Source organism: Microbacterium sp. MYb64, from assembly GCF_002979495.1.
Lineage (GTDB): Bacteria > Actinomycetota > Actinomycetes > Actinomycetales > Microbacteriaceae > Microbacterium > Microbacterium azadirachtae_A.
In genome coordinates, this window is record NZ_PCOW01000002.1 from 307,065 (window position 1) to 328,545 (window position 21,481).

At 70.4% G+C, this 21,481-nt stretch carries 20 protein-coding genes; 15 read left to right on the forward strand and 5 right to left on the reverse strand.

Going from position 1 to position 21,481, the window contains the following annotated elements; translation table 11 throughout:
* Positions 1 to 46: 46 nt before the first annotated feature.
* Both CQ044_RS03605 and CQ044_RS03610 read right to left on the reverse strand, forming a co-directional pair.
* On the reverse strand, positions 47 to 817 hold the full coding sequence (locus CQ044_RS03605; RefSeq protein WP_105686877.1) for an SDR family NAD(P)-dependent oxidoreductase: 771 nt from the start codon (positions 815 to 817) through the stop codon (positions 47 to 49).
* Positions 814 to 1,674, reverse strand: coding sequence for a fumarylacetoacetate hydrolase family protein (locus CQ044_RS03610; RefSeq protein WP_105686879.1), 861 nt, complete (start codon positions 1,672 to 1,674; stop codon positions 814 to 816). The genes CQ044_RS03605 and CQ044_RS03610 overlap by 4 nt, the downstream gene beginning before the upstream one ends.
* A 167-nt stretch (positions 1,675 to 1,841) precedes the next feature.
* Here CQ044_RS03610 and CQ044_RS03615 point away from each other — a divergent pair, with 167 nt between their 5' ends.
* From CQ044_RS03615 to CQ044_RS03630, 4 genes are all read left to right on the forward strand, one after another.
* Entirely contained in the window at positions 1,842 to 3,149 is a 1,308-nt protein-coding gene (locus tag CQ044_RS03615; RefSeq protein ID WP_105686880.1) for an L-fuconate dehydratase, read from the forward strand.
* On the forward strand, positions 3,142 to 4,122 hold the full coding sequence (locus tag CQ044_RS03620; protein ID WP_105686882.1) for an aldo/keto reductase: 981 nt from the start codon (positions 3,142 to 3,144) through the stop codon (positions 4,120 to 4,122). The genes CQ044_RS03615 and CQ044_RS03620 overlap by 8 nt, the downstream gene beginning before the upstream one ends.
* Positions 4,123 to 4,263: 141 nt before the next feature.
* Entirely contained in the window at positions 4,264 to 4,683 is a 420-nt protein-coding gene (locus CQ044_RS03625; RefSeq protein ID WP_105686884.1) for an RbsD/FucU family protein, read from the forward strand.
* Positions 4,680 to 5,987, forward strand: coding sequence for an alpha-L-fucosidase (locus CQ044_RS03630; RefSeq protein ID WP_258133152.1), 1,308 nt, complete (start codon positions 4,680 to 4,682; stop codon positions 5,985 to 5,987). The genes CQ044_RS03625 and CQ044_RS03630 overlap by 4 nt, the downstream gene beginning before the upstream one ends.
* 21 nt (positions 5,988 to 6,008) lie before the next feature.
* Here CQ044_RS03630 and CQ044_RS03635 read toward each other — a convergent pair whose 3' ends face one another.
* Positions 6,009 to 7,172 carry an ROK family transcriptional regulator gene (locus CQ044_RS03635; RefSeq protein WP_105686888.1) on the reverse strand — a complete coding sequence of 388 codons (1,164 nt, stop codon included), beginning with the start codon at positions 7,170 to 7,172 and terminating at the stop codon, positions 6,009 to 6,011.
* A 211-nt stretch (positions 7,173 to 7,383) separates the two neighbouring features.
* Here CQ044_RS03635 and CQ044_RS03640 point away from each other — a divergent pair, with 211 nt between their 5' ends.
* The 7 genes from CQ044_RS03640 (at position 7,384) to CQ044_RS03670 (ending at position 15,245) form a co-directional block, all read left to right on the forward strand.
* Positions 7,384 to 8,643 carry an ABC transporter substrate-binding protein gene (locus CQ044_RS03640; RefSeq protein ID WP_105686891.1) on the forward strand — a complete coding sequence of 420 codons (1,260 nt, stop codon included), beginning with the start codon at positions 7,384 to 7,386 and terminating at the stop codon, positions 8,641 to 8,643.
* Between the two features lie 64 nt (positions 8,644 to 8,707).
* Entirely contained in the window at positions 8,708 to 9,652 is a 945-nt protein-coding gene (locus CQ044_RS03645) for a carbohydrate ABC transporter permease (protein ID WP_258133145.1), read from the forward strand.
* On the forward strand, positions 9,642 to 10,565 hold the full coding sequence (locus CQ044_RS03650) for a carbohydrate ABC transporter permease (protein ID WP_258133146.1): 924 nt from the start codon (positions 9,642 to 9,644) through the stop codon (positions 10,563 to 10,565). The genes CQ044_RS03645 and CQ044_RS03650 overlap by 11 nt, the downstream gene beginning before the upstream one ends.
* Positions 10,562 to 11,536 carry an ROK family protein gene (locus CQ044_RS03655; RefSeq protein ID WP_105686895.1) on the forward strand — a complete coding sequence of 325 codons (975 nt, stop codon included), beginning with the start codon at positions 10,562 to 10,564 and terminating at the stop codon, positions 11,534 to 11,536. Before CQ044_RS03650 ends, CQ044_RS03655 begins: the two co-directional genes overlap by 4 nt.
* An 84-nt stretch (positions 11,537 to 11,620) precedes the next feature.
* Positions 11,621 to 13,171 carry a M81 family metallopeptidase gene (locus CQ044_RS03660; protein WP_308736918.1) on the forward strand — a complete coding sequence of 517 codons (1,551 nt, stop codon included), beginning with the start codon at positions 11,621 to 11,623 and terminating at the stop codon, positions 13,169 to 13,171.
* Positions 13,168 to 14,517, forward strand: coding sequence for an alpha-L-fucosidase (locus tag CQ044_RS03665; protein ID WP_105686899.1), 1,350 nt, complete (start codon positions 13,168 to 13,170; stop codon positions 14,515 to 14,517). Before CQ044_RS03660 ends, CQ044_RS03665 begins: the two co-directional genes overlap by 4 nt.
* On the forward strand, positions 14,514 to 15,245 hold the full coding sequence (locus CQ044_RS03670; RefSeq protein ID WP_105686901.1) for a copper homeostasis protein CutC: 732 nt from the start codon (positions 14,514 to 14,516) through the stop codon (positions 15,243 to 15,245). The genes CQ044_RS03665 and CQ044_RS03670 overlap by 4 nt, the downstream gene beginning before the upstream one ends.
* Before the next feature lie 87 nt (positions 15,246 to 15,332).
* Here the strand turns inward: CQ044_RS03670 and CQ044_RS03675 are convergent, their stop codons facing one another.
* Positions 15,333 to 16,337, reverse strand: coding sequence for a hypothetical protein (locus CQ044_RS03675; RefSeq protein WP_258133147.1), 1,005 nt, complete (start codon positions 16,335 to 16,337; stop codon positions 15,333 to 15,335).
* 84 nt (positions 16,338 to 16,421) lie between these two features.
* Between CQ044_RS03675 and CQ044_RS03680 the strand changes: the two genes are divergently transcribed.
* The 3 genes from CQ044_RS03680 to serA all read left to right on the forward strand — a co-directional run bounded on the left by CQ044_RS03680 (position 16,422) and on the right by serA (position 19,045).
* Positions 16,422 to 16,955: a hypothetical protein gene (locus CQ044_RS03680; protein ID WP_105686903.1), complete on the forward strand. Its 534-nt coding sequence runs from the start codon at positions 16,422 to 16,424 to the stop codon at positions 16,953 to 16,955.
* A complete protein-coding gene (locus CQ044_RS03685; protein ID WP_052680382.1) occupies positions 16,952 to 17,290 on the forward strand; it encodes a hypothetical protein in 339 nt (112 codons plus the stop codon). Before CQ044_RS03680 ends, CQ044_RS03685 begins: the two co-directional genes overlap by 4 nt.
* Positions 17,291 to 17,413: 123 nt before the next feature.
* On the forward strand, positions 17,414 to 19,045 hold the full coding sequence (gene serA / locus CQ044_RS03690) for a phosphoglycerate dehydrogenase (RefSeq protein ID WP_235281829.1): 1,632 nt from the start codon (positions 17,414 to 17,416) through the stop codon (positions 19,043 to 19,045).
* 154 nt (positions 19,046 to 19,199) lie between these two features.
* Here serA and CQ044_RS03695 read toward each other — a convergent pair whose 3' ends face one another.
* Positions 19,200 to 19,757 carry a TetR/AcrR family transcriptional regulator gene (locus CQ044_RS03695; RefSeq protein WP_105686905.1) on the reverse strand — a complete coding sequence of 186 codons (558 nt, stop codon included), beginning with the start codon at positions 19,755 to 19,757 and terminating at the stop codon, positions 19,200 to 19,202.
* 68 nt (positions 19,758 to 19,825) lie between these two features.
* Between CQ044_RS03695 and CQ044_RS03700 the strand changes: the two genes are divergently transcribed.
* Complete coding sequence (locus tag CQ044_RS03700) at positions 19,826 to 21,361, forward strand: MFS transporter (RefSeq protein WP_105686907.1); 1,536 nt, start codon at positions 19,826 to 19,828, stop codon at positions 21,359 to 21,361.
* The last annotated feature ends 120 nt before the right edge of the window (positions 21,362 to 21,481 follow it).

Sequence of the window (21,481 nt, forward strand, 5' to 3'; positions counted from 1 at the left end):
GAGGGGCCGAGCGTGACCGGCCGGAACCGGCCGGAACCGAGCGGGACTATTCCGCCCGGAGGCGCAGCTGGGCCATGCCGCCGTCGACCTCGATGAAGGTGCCGGTGGTGGATCCGGACGCGGGGCTGACGAGGTACAGCACGGCGCCGGCGACCTCGTCCGGCGACACCAGGCGACCGTGGGGCTGGCGCGCGTTGAGCGCGGCGCGCTCTGCGGCGGGGTCGGCGGCGGAGTCGAGCAGGCGGCCGACCCACGGGGTGTCGGCGGTGCCGGGGTTGACGGCGTTCACCCGGATGCCCTCGCGGAGGTGATCCGCGGCCATCGCCCTGGTGAGCGCCGAGACCGCGCCCTTCGACGCGGAGTAGAGCGCGCGCTGCGGCAGGCCAGTGGTCGACGCGATCGAGGCGGTGTTGCAGATCGCCGCGGCGGGCGACTCGCGCAGCCACGGCAGCGCCGCGGCGGAGACGCGGGCGATGCCGGTCACGTTGATCGAGAGCACGCGCGCCCACTCGTCGTCGTCGTTCGCCGCGATGTCGCCCTGCGCACCGATCCCGGCGTTGTTCACGACGATGTCGATGCGGCCGAAGCGCTCGCCGATCGCGGCGACCGCGGCGTCCACGCTCGCGCGGTCCGACACGTCGGCGGTGAACGCGGCGAAGCGCGGATCCGCGCCGGCCACGTCGCGGTCGAGCACCGCGACCTGCGCACCCTGCTCGTGCAGCTGCGCGGCGATCGCCGCGCCGATCCCGGATGCGCCGCCCGTGACGATCGCGACGAGCCCATCTAGCTGCGGTCCCTGAGCCTGTCGAAGGGTCATGCCTGTGCCTCCCATGCCTTGAACTCCTGACGCTGGCCGCCCAACCCCTCGATGTCGATCTCCACGACGTCCCCGGCGCGGAGGTACGGGAACTTCCCGCCGAACGCGACGCCCTGCGGGGTGCCCGTGAGGATCAGGTCCCCTGGTTCGAGGGTGATGTACTGCGAGATGTGATGCACGATCTCGGCGACCGAGAAGATCATGTCGTTCGTGTTCGAGTCCTGCCGCGGCTCGCCGTTCACGAAGCTGCGCAGGCGCAGGTTCTGCACCTCGACCTCATCGGGCGTGACCAGCCACGGGCCGGTCGGGTTGAACCCGAAGGAGGCCTTGCCCTTCGACCACTGCCCGCCGGAGACCTCCATCTGGAACGCCCGCTCCGAGACGTCGTTGCAGACCACGTAGCCTGCGATGTGCGCGGCGGAATCGGCGGGGGAGTCGAGGTAGGCGGCGCGGGATCCGATGACGATGCCGAGCTCGACCTCCCAGTCGGTCTTCTCGCTGCCGCGCGGGATCGTCACGGCGTCGTCCGGGCCGACGACCGTGTTCGGCGTCTTCAGGAAAAGGATCGGGACCGTGGGCGGCTCCGCACCGGACTCACGGGCGTGCGCCGCGTAGTTCTGCCCCACGCAGATCACGGCGCTCGGGCGCGCGATCGGCGATCCGATGCGGCGCGCGTCCGCGTCGGCCAGCTCCGGCAGGGCGCCGGCGTCGAGGGCGGCACGCGTGCGCCCCACGGGGTCTGCGGCGAGGAAGTCGCCGTTCACATCGGAGGTCACGGACCGAAGATCGTAGGTACGGTCTTCGGCGATGACGACCGGGATCTCGGATCCGGGGTCGCCCAGACGCGCGAACTTCATGATTCTCCTGCCTTCTCACGGGGATGGGCGGATCCGCCGCCGGAACGACGTGCGCGGATGCATCCCGCGTTGACAGTATAGACATCCGATGTTTACACTCCAACTGTCGAGGGATGGACGGCCGTCTGTGCCGCAGCTCCCGACATCAGCCCCAGAACAGGAGAACCGTGAGCCGCATCGTCGCGCTGGAGACCAGCGACATCCGATTCCCCACCTCGCTCAGCCTCGACGGCTCCGACGCGATGAACCCCGACCCCGACTACTCCGCGGCGTACGTGATCGTGCGCACCGACGCGGCGGACGGCATCGAGGGACACGCGTTCGTGTTCACGATCGGTCGCGGCAACGACGTGCAGGTCGCGGGCATCGACGCGCTCGCCGGGCACCTCGTCGGCCGTGAGCTGGAGCCGCTGCTCGACGACATGGGCGGCACGTTCCGGGAGATCATCGGCGATTCGCAGCTGCGCTGGCTCGGTCCGGAGAAGGGCGTCATGCACATGGCGATCGGCGCCGTGATCAACGCCCTGTGGGACATCAAGGCCAAGCGCGCCGGGCTTCCGCTCTGGCAGCTGCTCTCCAGGATGACGCCCGAGGAGATCGTCGACCTCGTCGATTTCCGCTACCTCACCAACGCCCTCACCCGCGAGGAGGCGCTGGCGATCCTGCGCGACGCCGAGGCGGGTCGCGCCGAGCGCGAGCAGCAGCTGCTCGCGACCGGCTACCCGGGCTACACCACGAGCCCCGGGTGGCTGGGCTACTCGGACGAGAAGCTCGAGCGCCTCGCCCGGGAGGCGATGGCCGACGGCTTCACGCAGATCAAGCTCAAGGTCGGCGCCGATCTCGACGACGACATCCGCCGGTTCCGCAAGGCCCGCGAGGTGTGCGGTCCCGACTTCCCGATCGCGATCGACGCGAACCAGCGCTGGGAGGTGTCCGAGGCGATCGCCTGGGTGAACGCGCTCGCCGAGTTCCACCCCGCCTGGATCGAGGAGCCGACCAGCCCCGACGACGTGCTCGGGCATGCCGAGATCGCCCGCGGCGTCGCGCCGATCCGCGTCGCGACCGGTGAGCACGCGCAGAACCGGATGATCTTCAAGCAGCTGTTGCAGGCCGAGGCGATCCAGGTCATGCAGATCGACGCGGTGCGCGTGGCGGGCGTGAACGAGAACATCGCGAACCTTCTGCTCGCCGCGAAGTTCGGCGTCCCGGTGTGCCCGCACGCCGGCGGCGTGGGCCTCTGCGAGGCCGTGCAGCACCTGTCCATGTTCGACTTCGTCGCCGTCTCCGGCAGCCGCGAAGGGCGCATGATCGAGTACGTGGATCATCTGCACGAGCACTTCGTGGTGCCGACCGACATCCGCGGCGGCTCCTACACGGCGCCGACCGCACCCGGCAACGGCATGGAGATGAAGGCGGCCAGCCGCACCGAATTCACCTGGACCGGCGAGCACCGCGAGGCGGGCGCGCATGTCTGAGTCCGTCGACACCGCCGCCCGGCCCGCGATCCCGGCCCTGGGCTACGGCGCCGCGAACGTCGGCAACCTGTTCCGCGCGCTCACCGACGACGACGCCTGGGCCGTGCTGGACGCCGCCTGGGAGAGCGGGATCCGCCTGTACGACACCGCGCCGCACTACGGGCTCGGGCTCTCGGAGCGCCGGCTCGGGGCGTTCCTGCGGACCAAGCCGCGGGATGAGTACGTGCTCTCCACCAAGGCGGGGCGGCTCCTGCGTCCGAACCCCGACCACGTCGCGGGCGGGCTCGACACAGCGAACGACTTCTTCGTCCCGGACGACCTGCAGCGGGTGTGGGACTTCTCGGAGGCGGGGATCCATGCCAGCCTGGACGAGTCGCGCGAGCGCCTCGGCATCGAGCGCATCGACATCCTGTACCTGCACGACCCGGAGCGGCACGACCTGGATCTGGCGCTCGCCGAGGCATTCCCCGCGCTCGAGTCGCTGCGCGCGGAAGGGCAGGTGGGGCGGATCGGCATCGGATCCATGACTGCAGAAGCCCTTACCACCGCGGTGCGCTCGGCCGACCTCGACACGATCATGGTCGCGGGGCGCTACACCCTGCTCGAGCAGCCGGCGGCCGCCGACGTCATCCCGGCGTGCGCCGAGCGCGGCACCGGCATCGTCGCCGCGTCGGTGTTCAACTCCGGCCTGCTCGCGCAGAGCGAGCCGCGCCGCGATGGCCGCTACGAATACGGAGCGCTGCCGGAGGAGCTCTGGCAGCGCCTGACCCGGATCGCCGACGTCTGCCGTGCGCACGATGTGCCGCTGCCGGCGGCCGCGATACAGTACCCGCTGCAGTCCCCGGTCGTGACCTCGGTCGTGGTCGGCGGGAGCCGTCCGGAGCAGCTCCGTCAGAACGCGGAGTTCGCCGCGCTCGACATTCCGGCGGATCTCTGGCGCGAGCTCGCGGCGGAGGCGCTCATCCCGGCCTGACTCCGGGCCCCGGCTTCCTCCGCTCCCGTCGCAGAAGATGTCGAAAAGGAGCCGGGAAGGCGGCGGATATCGCGACGGGAACGAGATCGACAGGGCACGCACGACAGGCACGCACGACAGGGCAAGGACGAAGGGAACGACATGCTCGAAGGAATCGATCCGCTGCTGACGGGTGAGCTGCTGCTGCACCTCGACCGGATGGGGCACTCGGACGCGGTCGTCGTGGCGGATGCGCACTTCCCGGCGTGGGCGCTCGGTGCGCGCGTCGTCGATCTGCCCGGCACGACGACACCCGCGGTGGTCGCGGCCATCTGCTCGGTGCTGCCCCTCGACGACGCCCCCGGCATGGACCTCATGGAGTCGGCCGACGCGACCGTGCTGGATGTGCAGCGGGAACTCATGGCCGCCGCCGGCACCGACGAGGAGACCACGCGCTTCGTGGAGCGCTTCGCGTACTACGACGTCGCGAAAGGCGCCTACCTGATGGTGCGCACGGGGGAGACCCGTAAGTACGGCAACGCGCTGCTGCGCAAGGGCGTCGTCGGACACCCGTCCGCCTGAGCGGGCACCCACCCGAGGATCGAGAAGAGGCAGAGATGCGACAGCAGTGGTTCGACGAGGCCCGATTCGGGATGTTCGTGCACTTCGGCCTGTACAGCGGGGCCGCCCGGCACGAGTGGGTGCAGAACTACGAGCGCCTCACGGCCGAGGAGTACCGGGCCTACTTCGACCACTTCGACCCCGACCTCTTCGACGCGGCCGCGCTCGCGCGCCGTGTGAAGGCGACGGGGATGGGCTACGTCGTGCTCACCACGAAGCACCACGACGGGTTCTGCCTCTGGGATTCTGCCCTCACCGACTACACCTCCGTCACGGCGTGCGGACGGGATCTCGTCCGCGAGTACGTCGACGCCCTGCGCGCCGAGGGATTGCGCGTCGGTCTCTACCACTCGCTCATCGACTGGCATCATCCGGACTTCACGGTCGACGCGAACCACCCGCGCCGCGACGACGCGATCGAGCACGAGCGCAACCGCGAACGGGACATGGATCGGTACCGCGCGTATCTGCACGGACAGGTGCGCGAACTGCTCACGCAGTACGGCGACATCGACTACCTGTTCTTCGACTTCACCTACCCCGAGGCGAAGGACGGCTGGGCCGGCAAGGGGCCGGCCGACTGGGATGCGGAGGCGCTCCTGGCCCTCTGCCGCGAGCTGCAGCCGCAGATGCTCGTGAACGACCGACTCGGGATCCCGGCCGACTTCGTGACACCGGAGCAGTACCAGCCGACCGCGCCGATCGTCGTGGACGGCGTGCCGCAGGTCTGGGAGGCGTGCCAGACGATCAACGGATCCTGGGGCTACCACCGCGACAACCACGACCAGAAGTCGGCCGTGCTGCTCGGGCAGATGCTCGCCGACTCCGTGTCGATGGACGGCAACATGCTGCTCAACATCGGACCGGACGGACGGGGGAGCATCGCTCCCCGCGACGAAGCAGTGCTCGCCGATCTGGGCGAGTGGATGCGACTGCACCGCGATGCGATCGTCGGCGCAGGACACGCCTCCTTCGCCGCTCCCCGCGAGGGCGTCTACACCCGGCGCGGCGACCGTCTCTACCTGCACCTGTTCTCCTGGCCGCTCGGCTACGTGCACCTCGAGGGGCTCGCGGACCGGGTCACCTATGCGCGGCTGCTGAACGACGGATCCTGGCTGAAGACCTCGGTGACGGATCCGGCCCAGGAGGCGATGCTGATGACGCCGGCGGGGGAGTCCGAGGGCACGCTCACGGTGCACCTGCCTGTGCGGCGCCCCGACGTGCTGATCCCGGTCATCGAGCTGACGCTCGCTCCCGGCGCCTGACCCACCGCTTCCGGCGTCGCGTCAGGCGACGGGGTCGACCAGCTCCATCGCCAGGCGCGCGGCGCCGTACAGCGCCGCATCCGGACCGGTCCGCGCGGACTCGATCCGCAGCGTCTGCGTGGCGAGCGGATGGCACGCCTCGTACACGCGACTGCGCACCGCGGCGAGGAAGGGCTCGCTCGCGCTCATGCTTCCCGTGAGGAACACGGCGTGCGGGTTGAAGAAGTTGACGACGCCGGACAGCACCTGACCGAGGTGCGTGCCGGCCGTGCGCACCAGCGTGGTCGCGATCGGATCGCCATTGCGCGCGAGCTCCAGCACATCGGCGGCGACCGCGACGGGAACGCCGCGCTCGCGCATCTGGCGGACGAGTCCCGCGCCGCTCGCGATGGTCTCCAGGCAGCCGTGGTTGCCGCAGGAGCACGGGATGTCCGCGGCCTCCGCGACGCGCGTGTGCGTGATGTCCCCGGCCGCGGCGGTGGCTCCGCGGTGCACGGAGCCCGCCACGATGATGCCGCTGCCGATCGCGGTCCCCGCCTTGACCGTGATGCTGTGCTGGTCGCGCGTGAGACTGCGGTGGTGCTCGCCGAGGGCCATGAGGTTCGCGTCGTTGTCGACGACGGCCGGGACGCCGAAGCGGGCGGTCAGGGCCTCGCCGACGCGGAATCCGGGCCAGCCGGGCATGCGAGAGGGCTGATCCACGCTGCCGGTCTCGAAGTTGACGGGTCCGGGGAGCGCGATGCCCACAGCTCGGATGTCTGCGCCTTCGGCGAGCTCGCGCAGACCTGCTTCGACGAGCGTGAGCGTCGCCTCCGGGCCGTCCGCGATCGTGATCGGAATCGTCGCCGTCCGGTCGAGGTGCCCGCCGAGGTCCAGCAGCCCGAGACGCGCGTGCTCGCCGCCGAGTTCCGCGGCGAGCACGCGATGCTGCGTGCCGCCGAGCGACAGCCGCCGGGCGCGCCGCCCGCCGGAAGACTGCGCCTGGCCGTTCTCCCGCAGGATTCCGGCGTCCACCAGCTCCTGCACACGCAAGGACACGGTGGAGGGCGCGATGCCGAGCAGGCGGGCGAGATCCGAGCGGGACAGCGCCTCGCCGCGCGTCACCAGCTCGACGATCTGCCGGGCGTGGTCACCGGACGCCGAGGGTTCGCGGCGGTCGGGGGACCGGTCAGCCGAATGCGCCATGTCACTTCCTTCGAGATCGAATGAAGATCACTCTAGTGGTCATGTCGCGACGCGTCCCGATTCATCACGGAATTCTCACGATCCGGGCCAGACATCCGATGTTCGGCTGGAGTTTCACGCAGGCCTCTGGCAGGATGAAGGCATAACCCCGAATTACTTCGTTTGAACTCAAACGAAGCCAGGATCTGTTCGTGCCTGAGGAGGCATTTCAATGAAGAAGACTCACCTCGTCCCCGTGGCGGCGTTCACGGTGGGCGCCGCGCTCGTGCTGACCGGCTGCGGCGGTTCGAGCAGCAGCGCCGGCGCCGACGACAAGACCGTCGTGGTGGACATGTGGGCGGGATCCGCCGACGACACCAAGGCGCTCCAGGCGCAGATCGACGTCGCCAAGAAGCAGAACCCCGACCTGAAGATCGAGCTGCGCACCGCGCCGTGGAACGACTTCTTCACCAAGCTGACCACGAACATGGCCTCGGGCAACATGGCGTGCGTCACGGGCATGAACAGCGGAATGCTGTCCGGCTACACCTCCGGCTTCCAGAAGCTCACCGCGGACGACCTGAAGACCGCGGGCCTCAAGGAGGGCGACTTCGCCTCGGGCACCACCGAGATCCTGAAGAACAAGGGCGACCTGTACGGTCTTCCCTTCGACACCGCCACGATGCTCGTCTACTACAACGCCGACCAGCTCAAGGCCGCCGGCGCCGCCGACCCGAAGCCGGGCTGGACCTTCGACGACTTCGAGAAGACCGCCAAGGCGGCCACCCGCGACGGCAAGCAGGGCTTCGCCGTCGGCATGGGCGACTTCCAGTGGCAGGCGCTGCCGATCGCGAAGGCGGGCGTCCAGCCGGCCACGCAGGACGGCAAGCTGCAGCTCACGGACAAGAAGTTCCAGGACGCCGCGACCTGGTACGCCGGTCTCGTCACCGACCAGAAGGTCGCCCTCCCCGTCGCCAGCGCCTCCGACGGCGGCTGGGGCGAGGACCAGTACTCCAACGGCAACGCCGCGATGGCGGTCGACGGAACCTGGAACGCCGTCAGCTACCTGAAGAACGAGGCCGGCTTCACCGCCGGCATGGCGCCGCTGCCCGGTGAGGGCAAGGACTCGCTGAGCCTCATCCTCGGTTCGGGCTACGGCATCTCCAAGACCTGCAAGAACAAGGACGCCGCGCTCAAAGTGCTCGGATCCCTGCTCAGCAAGGACTCCCAGGACTACATCGCCTCCTCCGGCCGCAGCTACCCGGCGCGCACCGAGAGCCAGCCGCTGTACTTCGAGTCGATCGACCCCAAGTACCGTGCGCAGGTCGAGGAGGTCTTCAAGGCCGCTTTCGCGAACGTGCAGGGTCAGTACGTCACCGACAACTGGTCGAAGGTCGGCACCTACGTCCAGCCGCAGCTGGTGAGCGTCTACAACGGCCAGACCCCCATGGCCGACGTGCTCAAGAGCGCCCAGCAGCAGTTCGGCAAGTGATCCTCTCCCGGTCCGGCGGATCCGTCCGCCGGACCGGGACACCATTCTGGAAGAAGGAGGAACGGTGACCATCGCCGCATCCCGCCGCCGCGCGTCGCAGAGCCGACGCGGTGCTCCGCCCCGACGCGGATCCCTCATGCGTGCGGAGGGCCGTCAGGCGCTCGGCTTCGCGAGCCCCGCCCTGATCGGCCTCGCCGTGTTCACCGTCGTGCCGGTCGTGCTCTCCATCGTGATGAGCTTCTACAACTGGCCCACGTTCGGCGACAAGTCGTTCAACGGCATCGACAACTACATCAAGCTGTTCACGTCGAGCCCGGACTTCTGGCCGGCGATGCGCAACACCGCCGTCTTCACGATCGTCTACGTGCCGCTCAGCATCGTCTGCTCCCTGATCCTGGCGATGTCCCTCGGGCCGCGGATCCGCGGCCGCGGTGCGCTGCGCGTGCTGTTCTTCATCCCCGTCGTCACGCCGATGGTCGCGAGCGTCCTGGTCTGGAAGATGATGCTGCAGCCGCAGGGCCTCTTCAACGGCATCGCGCAGGGCTGGTTCGGCATCAAGCTGCCGAACTTCCTCGCCGACCCGTTCTGGGCCATGGCGATGGTCATCATCATGAGCGTCTGGCAGGGACTGGGCTACAACATGCTCATCTTCTCCGCCGCCCTCGAGCAGCTCCCGGAGTCGGTCATCGAGGCGGCGCGGATCGACGGGGCCTCCGGCTTCCGGATGCAGTGGAGCGTCGTCGTCCCGATGATCTCGCCGTCGATCTTCTTCGCGACGATCATGACCATGATCACGTCGTTGCAGGTGTTCGCGCAGCCTCAGCTGCTCACCGGAGGCGGGCCGGGCAACGCGACACAGCCTCTGGTCCAGTTCATCTACAACCAGGGCTTCAAGTTCCAGGACCTCGGCATCGCCGCCGCCGGCGCATGGATCCTGTTCGCGCTCATCATCATCATCACCGCGCTGCAGTTCGGGGCGCAGAAGAAGTGGGTGCACTATGAGCACTGATCTGCAGCAGGCGGCCCTCGTCGAGTCCGCCGATGTCGAGGTCGCGGCCGAGGATCGCGGCAAGCGCTCGAAGGCGCCGCTGTCCGCGGCCGAGCGGACCCGCCTCATCATCGCCCACGTCTTCGTCTACCTCGCGGCGCTCGTGTTCGTCTCGCCGCTGATCTACTCGTTCTTCTCGGCCCTCAAGCCCAACAACGAGATGTTCTCGATGCCGCCGAAGCTGGTCGGCTCCGAGGTGCGCTGGTCGAACTTCGCCGACGTGTTCGCGTACGGCCCGTTCCTCACGTACATCGGCAACTCGTTCTTCGTGGCGATCGCTGGAACGCTGGTCGTGCTGATCGTCTCGACGACCGCGGGCTACGCCTTCGGCCGGCTGCGCTGGCGCGGCAGGGACGCGGTGTTCGTGCTGTTCCTCGCGACCCTGATGGTGCCCGCCGAGGTGCTGGTCATCCCGATGTTCCAGGTCATGCAGTGGCTGAACTGGGTGGACACCTACCAGGCGCTGATCTTCCCGTTCGCGTTCACCGCGTTCGGCACGTTCCTCATGCGCCAGTTCTTCCGCGGGATCCCGTACGAGCTCGAGGAGGCGGCCCGCGTTGACGGCGCAGGCCCCCTGCGCTCCTTCCTGCAGATCATCCTGCCGCTCGCGAAGTCCGCGGTGGCGGTGCTCTCCGTCTTCACCTTCCTGTCGTTCTGGAACAGCTACCTGTGGCCGCTGATCGTGACGGTCGACTACAACGCGCACGGCACCCTCCCGGTGGGTCTTGCGACCTTCTCCGGCCTCACCGGCACGCGCTGGGATCTCCAGATGGCGGCGGCGATCATCTCGATGGTGCCGACGACGGTCCTCGTGATCGTGCTGCAGAAGCACCTGGTCAAGGGCATCGCGATGGCGGGGCTCGGCGGACGATGACTCACGACGCAGGATCCGGTGCCGTGCAGCACCGGGAGACGAGTGCGCCCGTGATCGCGGGCATCGACATCGGCGGGACGAAGATCTCCGCCGTGCTGACCGACGAGACCGGCGCGGTCCTGGCGAAGGGCGTCGTGCCGGCGCCCGCCGCGGAGGGCGGCCCCGCGATGGCGGACGCCGCCGCCGACCTCGTCCTCCGGCTGTGCGGCGCGCTGGACGCGTCCCTGGCCGGCGCGGGCGTCGGCGCCGCCGGCGTGATCGACCAGGAGCGCGGTGTCGTCGTCGCCGCCTCGGCCACGTTCACCGATTGGAGCGGGTTCCCGCTCGCCGGCGAGCTCGAGGTCCGCCTCGACGCGCCGGTGTGGGTCGAGAACGACGTGAACGCCTTCCTGCTCGGCGAGCTGCGCTGGGGCGCGGCCCGCGGGGAGAGCGACGTGCTCGGCATCATGCTCGGCACCGGCGTCGGGGGCGCGATCGCCCTCGACGGCGCGGTGCACCACGGCGTGCACGGCGCGGCGGGGGAGATCGGCCACACGCCCGGCTTCAGCGACCTGGTGTGCACCTGCGGGCAGACCGGGCATCTGGAGACGCTCGCCTCCGGCACCTCGATCGCGCGCCGCTACCGCGCCGCCACCGGATCCGACGCCTCCGCCCCGGAGATCGCGGATCGCGCCAGGGCGGGGGAGACCGCGGCGCTGGCCGTCTTCACGGACGCCGCGCGTGCGACGGCTCTCGCCGCCTCGGTCGCGTCCTCCCTGCTGGATCTCGGCATGGTCGTGATCGGCGGAGGAGTACGCGAGGCATGGGACCTGCTCGAGCCCGGCATCCTCGATACGCTGCGCACCGATGCCCCGGTCTCGGGGTTCGCGCTCCGCATCGTGCCCGCCGAGATCTCGGCCGACGCCGTCGCCCGAGGAGCTGCGGCGCTCGCGGCCGCGCGACTCGCCGATTCCGTTCCCGCCACCGTCTGAACCGCCCGCACTGCCTGAGAAGGAACGAAAGCCGTCATGACAGCGCCCACCCCGAACATCCGCCCCGAGGCCGACACGGTCTGGATGGGGCCGCTCCCGGCCGTCGAGGATCGGGGGCTCGCCCGCCCCCGGATCGGCATCGCCGGGATCTCGATCGAGTCCAGCACGTTCTCGCCGCACATCTCCGGCGACGAGGCCTTCACGATCCGCGAGGGCGCCGACCTCCTCGGCTACTACCCGTTCCTCGACGAGGGCCGCGAACTGCGCGAGGCGGCGGAGTGGGTCCCGATCCATCACGGCCGCTCGCTGCCGGGCGGAGCAGTGGCGCCGGCCACCTTTCTCCGGATGAAGGAGGCGATCGTGCGCGGCATCCGCGCCGAGATCGCCGCCGGCGGTCCGTTCGACGGGTTCTTCTTCGACATCCACGGCGCCATGAGCGTCGTCGGAATGCAGGATGCGGAGGGCGACCTCGCGGCCGCCGTCCGCGCCGAACTCGGCGAGGATGTGCTCGTGTCGACCTCGATGGACCTGCACGGCAACGTGTCGGAGGTGCTGCGCGACGCGCTGGATCTGCTCACCTGCTACAGGATGGCGCCGCACGAGGACTGGATGAACACCAAGGAGCGCGCGGTGTGGAACCTGCTCGCGCGCCTGCGCGGTCCGCACGGATCCGATCCGCTGCGCCGTCGTCCCTACAAGGCGTGGGTGCCCGTGCCCGTGCTGCTGCCGGGGGAGAAGACGAGCACCCGGCTGGAGCCGGCACGCGGCATCTACGCGCAGGTGCCGGATGTCGAGGAGCTCGACGGCGTCGTGGACGCGGCGATCTGGGTCGGCTACGCCTGGGCCGACGAGCCGCGCAACATGGCGATCGTGATGGTGATCGGCGACGACCGCGCGGTCATCGCGCGGGAGGCCGAGCGCCTGGCCCGGCAGTACTGGGACGCGCGTGCCGACTTCGTGTTCGTGGGTCCGACCGCGACCCTCGGCGAGGCGCTCGATCGGGCGCTCGCTCCGGAAGCCGCCCGCCCGTACGTCCTCTCCGACTCCGGCGACAACCCCACGGCGGGCGGGGCGGGAGATGTCTCCTGGACGCTCGGCGAGCTGCTCGCGCGGCCCGAGCTCGCGGAGCCTGGACGCGTCGTCGTGCACGCCTCCGTGTTCGACGCCGCGGCGGTGGCGCAGACGGTGGCCGCCGGCGTCGGCGCGACCGTGACCCTCGAGGTCGGCGGACGGGTGGATCCCGGACCCCGCGGCCCTGTGCCGCTCTCGGGCGAGGTGTTCTCGATCACCAAGGGCGACTCCGACGCCGGCACCCAGGTCGTGATCCGCTCCGGCAGCGTGCACGCGATCGTCACCGAGCGCCGCAAGCCCTTCCACCACCTCGACGACTTCCGCATGCTGGGACTGGATCCCGAGACCGCCGACATCGTGATCGTCAAGATCGGCTACCTCGAGCCCGAGCTCTACGACCTCGCCGCCGACTGGACGCTCGCGCTCACCCCGGGTGGCGTGGACCAGGATCTGCTGCGTCTGGGCCACCACCGGCTCGCGCCCGGCGTCTTCCCGTTCGACACCGACGGCGTCCCCGCGCTCACCGCGCATGTGAGCCGTCGCGGAGAGGAGCTGCCCGCATGATGAACTTCGAGACGCGCACCGGACCCGACTTCGGATCCGCCGCACCCGCATACCCCGCCGCTGGCGTGCCGGACTGGTACCGCGACGCCAAGCTCGGCTTCTTCGTGCACTGGGGCCTTTACTCGGTACCCGCCTGGGCCGTGCAGCACGGCGAGGGCGTGAACATCCCGACCGAGGACGCGTACGCCTGGCACCAGTACGCGGAGTGGTACGGCAACACCGTGCGGATCGCCGGCAGCCCGACGTGGCAGCGGCACCAGGAGCTCTACGGACCCGGCACCTCGTACGAGGACCTCGCCGACCTCTGGGACGCGTCGTCCTTCGACGCCGACGCCTTCGTGGGCGAGCTCGTGGATGCCGGAGCCCGCTACGTGATCCCGACGACCAAGCACCACGAGGGCTTCTGCCTGTGGGGCACCGGCACGACCGGCTTCAACGCGGTGGCCCGCGGGCCCCGGCGCGACCTCGTCGCGGAGCTCCACGACGCCACGCGGCGTGCCGGGGCGCGGTTCGGCGTGTACTTCTCCGGAGCGCTGGACTGGCACGCGAGCGACTTCCCGGCGATCGAGTCGGACACCGATCTGTTCCGCTACCGCCGCAACGACGAGCATTTCTCGCGCTTTGCCGCGGCACAGCTCGACGAACTCGTCGAGCGGTTCTCGCCCGACGTGCTCTGGAACGACATCGAGTGGCCCGACGGCGGCAAGGGCGATGACGACTTCGCGGTCGCCGCACTGCTGCGCCGCTACTTCGACCGCGTGCCGAACGGCGTCGTGAACGACCGCTGGGGCGTGCCGTACCACGGCTTCCTCACGCGGGAGTACACGCACATCCCCGGGATCCTGGATGCCCCGTGGGAGTCCACGCGCGGCCTCGGCTACTCGTTCGGATACAACGAGGCGGAGGACGAGCGCCAGACGTTGTCCGGGCCGGATCTGATCCGGATGCTCGTCGACGTGGTCTCCAAGAACGGGAACCTGCTCATCAATGTGGGCCCGGACGCGGCGGGACGGATCCCCGAGCTGCAGCGCCGGACGATGCGCGATCTCGGCGCCTGGATGCGCCGGAACGGCGACGCGATCCACGGGACGCGTCCCTGGGTGCGTTTCGGCGAGGAGATCGGGGCGCCGCGCCGCTACACGCAGTCGGCCGCCGGGGTGCACGTGCACGCCCTCGATCCGAGCACGGGTGAGTTCGGTCTTCCCGCCGAACTGGCCGACGGTGTGGCGCGCTGGACGGACGGCTCCGCGGTGGAGTCGGAGGCGTCGGGAGACGGCACCCGGATCGTGCGCATCCCCGCGGGGCTGCGCGCCGAGCCCGTCGCCACCCTCACGGTCGCGCCGTGACGCGCATCGCGCTCGAGATCGCCGTCGACGGGCCCTCCGGTGCACGGACCGCGTTCGAGGGCGGGGCGGATCGCGTCGAGCTCTGCCAGGCGCTGGCGGCGACCGGGGGCCTCACGCCCTCGGGAGCGACGGTCGACGCCGTGCTCGCCGTGGCCGGTGATCCGGAGCGCGTCGCCGTGCTCGTCCGGCCCCGCGTCGGCGGGTTCGTGTACAGCGCCGAGGAGATCGACCTCGTCGCCGCCGATGTCTCCGACGTCGTCCGCCGTGGCGCGGGAGCGGTCGTGGTCGGCGCGCTGACCGCGGACGGTGCGGTGGACCTCCGCGCTCTCGAGCGCTGGAGGGACGCGGCGGGAGCCGCGGAGCTCGTGTTCCACCGGGCGATCGACACGGTGCCAGAGCCCGCGGCCCTCGTCGGCGATCTCCTCGAGTCCGGGGTGAGCCGTGTGCTGACGAGCGGAGGCGCCGTGCGCAGCATCGACGGCGTCGACGCCCTGCGTGCTCTGGTCGCGGCATCGGCGGGACGGCTCGAGATCATGGCCGGCGGCGGGGTGCGGGTCGAGGACATCCCCGCGCTGACCACGTGCGGCGTCGATGCGATCCACCTCTCCGCACGGCACCCCTCGGGGGATTCCGCGCCCAGCGGGCCCGGCGGCGGGAGCACCGGCTACGACGTGACCGATGGCGACATCGTGCGCCGCGCGGACGCCGCGGTGCGACGCCGGAGCTGACCCGAGTATCGGCCCCGAACGAGACGAGCGCGACGCCCTGAGGAGGACGTCGCGCTCGTCTGCTCGCCGCTGCTCAGCGGAGCGGGGTCACGGGGTGCTGGTCGGCGCCGGCTCGGTGCCGGAGGACGGGGCGTCCGGGATCGGAGCGGGCGCGTTGGCGCCGTCGGCCCACACCGGGGCGGGCAGCGTCGTGTCGGTCTTGCCGTCGCGGATGGCGCGCAGAGCGTCGGCGATGGCGGGGGAGTTCTCCGGAACCGCCAGCCCGCACTTGCGGAGCTCGGACGCGAACTCGAGCGTCAGGCGGGTCTTCCCGGCCTCGACGGCCTGGGCGGTCGTGCCGGTGCGCTTGTCGCTTCCGGTCTGGATCGCCGAGACCTGCTCGCACACGTGGTAGACGGTTCCGCCGTCGACCCAGACCACCTTGTCCTGCCCGAGCAGCTGGATGACCGTCGACTGATCGGCGGTGTACTGCTCGACGGAGGAGGGCTTGAAGTCGATGCCGAGCACGACGGCGAGCGCCGCCAGCACGATGCCGATGATGCCTGCCGTGGTCTTCTGGCCCTTGCTCATGTCCTTGTTCAGGAACACCATGATGATGAGCGGCACGAACGCGATGATCGCGATGATCGCGCCCAGCTGGTTCTGCACGAAGAAGCGCACGGTGTCGGAGCGGCGGGCCGGATCCAGGCGGTTCGCCTTCTTCCACAGGAAGGATCCCGTGATCGAAAGTGCGGCGATCACGACGAAGAGCGCGATGAGCGTGATGAACGCCCACTGCGGGAACGTCGCGGTCGCGCCCTGCTGCTCCAGCAGGCCGGTGTCGGGGTTGCGGACGAGTTTGCCGTCCTCGCCGACGTACTGGCGCTGACGCAGCAACCAGAAGATGCCTACGGCCTCCGCGGCGATCGCGACCGCCCAGAGCACGGCCGCGACCCAGCGGAACCGGGTCGCGGTGGCCTTGGCCTCGGGGGTGGGAGTCCAGCCGGCGGGAGGATCCGCGGGGCCGTCGGCGCCGGCCGCGGCCTTCGACGCGGTCGATGCGGGCTTGCTGGCCGCCGCTCGGGCGGGTTTGTGGCTGCTGTTCTCGGGCACGGTGGTCCTTTCCGCCTGGTGCTGGACCCGAGCCTAGCGGCGAGGGCCCGCGGATCCGGGGATATCGGTCGCTACGCTGGACACATGACGACCGATCCGGACGACGCGCTGCGCTGGGAGGGCGACGAGCCCGATGCGCCGGACGCTTCCGCGAAGAACGAGCCTCCCGCGGCGCCGGATGCCCGGACATCCGCGGATCCCGCTCCCGAGGTGGCACGGGCTGCGCAGGGCACGGCCGAGACCCCCGCCGCAGAGCGCGTCGCGACGGCCGGGACGACGCCCTCGGCAGAGGTCGAGGCGGACGCCGACGACGAGCCCGCCGGGATCGGCAACGCCGCGCTCGTCTTCTACGGCATCATCGGCGGCGTGTACCTGCTCTTCGCCGTGGGCTGGATCGTGGGCGGCTTCCGGCTGCGTCCGCGCGCATCCCTCCTGCTCGGCGACTGGATCTACTTCCCCTGGATGTGGCTCGCCGCCCTCGCCCCGATCCTGTGGTTCGTCGCCGCGTGGGTGCTGACCCGCGGCAGCGCGACCTGGATCCGGATCGTGGCGCTGATCGCCGGCGCCGCGCTGCTGGTGCCGTGGCCCTTCGTGATGTTCGGGACGGTGGGAGCATGAGCGCCGAGTCGATGACGACCGCACCGCAGGCGGATCCGCGGCGTCCCCGCTGGATCTTCTACACGCTGCTGGGCGTGTTCGGCCTGCTCTACGCCTACGCGATCTGGAACGCGATCGGGTACATGATCCCGCTCGTCGGCCTCGCCGTCGGGGCGACGACCTGGGTGGCGCTGATCCTCGCGATCATCCTCCCTGCCGTCATCTACGTCGTCGCGATCGCCGTGACCAGGCGGCGCGGGCTCGGCACGGTGGCGCTCGTGCTGCTCGCAGGCCTGGGTCTGGTAGCCGTGTTCTGGCTCGACGTGGTCGGCTACACGCTCTCCGGCGCGCACTGACCGCGACTGTCTCTGGCCGTCACACGGTCCTGGCGGCTCTGTCGTCTCGGGTAGAGTGTGGGCACTATCGCGCCCCGACGGTGCGGCGCATCGGCCCCCTCCCTCCTGTCCCGAAGGATCTCTGTGCCTGAGAACGCCGTGAACACGTCCGCCCGCAAGCCCGTCGTCCTGCTCGCCGAGACGCTGTCTCCGGCCACGGTGGACGCACTCGGCCCCGATTTCGACGTCCGCTCGGTGGACGGCACCGACCGGGAGGCGCTGTTCGCCGCTCTCGCCGACGCCGACGCCGTGCTGATCCGCTCGGCGACCAGGATCGACGCCGAGGCGCTCTCGCACGCGCCCGTGCTGAAGGTCGTCGCCCGCGCCGGTGTGGGCCTGGACAACGTCGACATCAAGGCCTCGACGGCCGCGGGCGTCATGGTCGTGAACGCGCCCACGTCCAACATCGTCTCCGCCGCCGAGCTCACGGTCGGCCACATCCTCAGCCTCGCCCGCCGCATCCCCGCCGCGCACGCGTCGCTGTCGGCAGGGGCGTGGAAGCGCAGCTCCTACACCGGCGCCGAGCTCTTCGAGAAGACCGTCGGCATCGTCGGCCTCGGCCGGATCGGCGCGCTCGTCGCAGCGCGTCTGGCGGCATTCGACATGCGCGTCGTCGCCTACGACCCCTATGTCACGAGCGCCCGCGCCCAGCAGCTCGGCGTGCAGCTTCTGAGCCTCGAGGATCTCGTCGCGGAGAGCGACTTCCTCACGATCCACATGCCGAAGACGCCGGAGACCACCGGCATGATCGGCGCGGAGCAGTTCCGCGCGATGAAGAAGACCGCGTACGTCGTCAACGTGGCCCGCGGCGGCCTCATCGACGAGGAGGCGCTCCTCGTCGCCCTGCAGAACGGCGAGATCGCGGGTGCCGGCCTCGACGTCTTCACGTCCGAGCCGCCCGTCGAGGGCAGCGCCGCTCACGCGCTCACCGCGCAGCCGAACGTCGTGGTGACCCCGCACCTCGGTGCGTCGACGGACGAGGCGCAGGAGAAGGCCGGCGTCTCGGTCGCGCGCTCCGTGCGTCTCGCGCTCGGCGGCGACCTGGTCCCGGACGCCGTCAACGTCGCCGGCGGGGTCATCGACCCGTACGTGCGCCCCGGCATCCCCCTCACCGAGAAGCTCGGCCAGATCCTCTCCGGCCTCGCGCACTCGCCGCTCACGAGCCTCGACGTCGAGGTGCACGGCGAGCTCAACGGCTACGACGTCGGCGTGCTGCGCCTGGCCGCCCTGAAGGGCGTGTTCACCCCGATCGTGAGCGAGACCGTGTCGTACGTGAACGCGCCGCTGCTCGCCGAGCAGCGCGGCGTCGCGGTGCGCCTCGTGCAGGATGACGTCAGCGAGGAGTACCGCAACGTGGTCACGCTGCGCGGCGCGCTCGCCGACGGCAGCCAGGTCTCCGTGTCCGGCACCCTGACCGGCCCCAAGCAGATCGAGAAGCTCGTCGCGATCAACGGCCACGCGGTCGAACTGCCGATCGAGAAGCACCACGTCGTCATGCTGTACACCGACCGCCCCGGCATCGTCGCGGTCTACGGTCAGCGCTTCGGCGACGCCGGCATCAACATCGCAGGCATGCAGATCGCCCGTGAGACCGCCGGCGGCCAGGCCCTGTCGGTGCTCACGCTCGACTCGCCGATCCCCGAGACGCTCCTCGACGAGGTGCGCGAGGCGATCGACGCCGACCTGTTCCGTCAGATCGAGCTCGTCGAGGCCTGACCATCGCCCCGGCCCCACGGGGGCGTTGAGCGAAGCGGGACGAAACGCGGTGCCCTTACGAGGGTGCCGCGTTTCGTCTCGGTCGCCTGCGGCGTCCTCGCTCAACGACCCCGGAGGTGGCGTCCTCGCTCAACGACCGCGGGCGGGGGAGAGGTCAGGGCGCGACGGACCGGAGCACCAGGGCGACCAGCGCGTCGAGGTCGGCCCCGGCGGGCACGACGGCACCGGCGCCGTCTGAAGGGCCGTGCGAATCCAGGGCGTTGTTGAAGAACAGCCCGTCACTGAGCAGCATCACGAGGTCGAGCGCCGCCTGGTCGCGCACGTGCGGGCGGATCGCCTCGGCCGACTCCTCGCGCATGCGGTGCATGGCCTCGGTCGCGGCCCTGCTGCCGCTCTGCGCCAGGCAGGACGCGGCGACGATCGCGCGGTCGAGGGCGTCGTCCATCATGACCGAGGTGCGCAGGTAGTACTCGACGGGTCCCTCGGGTGCGGAGCGGATCCGCTCGACGTCCTCGGTCGCGAGCGCGACGAGCCGCGCGATCATCGCCGCCGCGAGGTCGTCCTTCGAGGCGAAGTGATAGAGCAGGCCGCCCTTGGAGACTCCGGCGTCCCGCGCGACGGCGTCGAGGGTCGCGGTGCGCTCGCCGCCGGAGATGAGCAGCGCCTCATAGGCGTCGAGAACGCGCTCACGGGCATGCGGAGGTCTGGCCATATCTGTTACTATACCATCCGGACGGTTAAGTAAACCGTCCCTTTCCCGATGGATCCGAGAGGTGCAACATGTCCGCAACAGCGTCGATCTCCCTGCCGGGGACCGAAGACGGCCCCCGCGTCGGTGCGCGCGGCTGGGCGGCGCTGGTCGTGCTCATGCTGCCTGTGCTGCTCGTCTCCGTCGACAACACCGTGCTGTCCTTCGCCCTGCCGGAGATCTCCACGGCACTGAGTCCCAGCGGCGTCGAGCAGCTGTGGATCATCGACGTCTACCCGCTCGTGCTCGCGGGCCTCCTCGTCACGATGGGCACGCTCGGCGACCGTTTCGGCCGGCGGAGGATGCTGCTGATCGGCGCCACCGGCTTCGCGCTCGTCTCCGCGCTCGCGGCGTTCGCCCCGACCGCGGCACTGCTGATCGCGGCCCGCGCACTCCTCGGATTCTTCGGCGCCATGCTCATGCCGTCGACGCTCTCGCTGCTGCGCTCGGTGTTCCAGAACCGCGAGCAGCGACGGCTGGCGATCGCGGTCTGGGCGGCGGGGTTCTCCGCCGGGTCCGCCCTCGGACCGATCGTCGGTGGCCTGCTGCTCGAGCACTTCGCCTGGGGTGCCGTGTTCCTCGTCGCCGTGCCGGTGCTCATCCCGCTGCTGATCCTCGCGCCGATCCTGGTGCCGGAGAGCCGCGACCCGAACCCCGGCCGGATCGATCCGATCAGCATCCTCCTGTCGATGGGCACCATGGTGCCCGTGGTCTACGCGATCAAGGAGTTCGCGGTGCACGGCATCACGCCACTCGTCGTGATCCTGTTCGTGCTCGGGGTGGGTCTGGGCGTGCTGTTCGTACGCCGGCAGCTGCGCGCGGAGATCCCGATGCTCGACATGGCGCTCTTCCGCCGCGGGATGTTCAGCGGCGCGATCCTGGTGAACCTGCTGAGCGTCGTCGCCCTCGTGGGCTTCCTGTACTACGTCTCGCAGCACCTGCAGCTCGTGCTCGGGCTCAAGCCGGTCGACGCCGGCCTCGCGCTCATCCCCGGGATGGCCGTGATGATCGTCTCGGGCCTTGTCGTCGTGCCGATCGCGCGTCGGGTGCGCCCCGAGATCCTCGTGCCCTCGGCGCTGGTGTTCTCGCTCGCCGGGTACCTCGTCGTGGCGTTCACCACGCACGCCCACGGCGTCGCGCCGCTGATCGTCGCGTTCGTGCTGCTCGGCATCGGGATCGGCGCCGCCGAGACGGTCTCGAACGAGCTGATCCTCGCCGCCGCTCCGCCGGAGAAGGCCGGCGCGGCCAGCGCCGTGTCCGAGACGGCCTACGAGCTCGGCGCGGTGCTCGGCACCACGATCCTGGGCGGCATCATCACGGCGTTCTACCGGACCTCGCTGGTCGTCCCGGAGGGCGTCCCGGAGGCACTGGCCGACCGTGCGAAGGAGACGCTCGCCGGAGCGTTCTCCGCAGCGGAGCAGCTCCCCGCGGCCGTCGGACAGGCGCTGCAGCAGGCGGCCTCCGACGCGTTCGGCACCGGGGTCATGGTGACCTCGCTCATCGGCGGCGTCCTCGTGGTCGCCGCGGGCGCGATCGCGGCGCTGACCCTGGGCCGTCGCCTCCGCTGACGCCCACCACAACCGAGTCGTCCCTCTCAGCGCACCCCCTGGGCTCCGCTGAGAGGGACGACTCGGTTGTGACATGCGCGCAGGGAGGGGCGCCAGCGCCCGATACCCTGGGATCCTCCA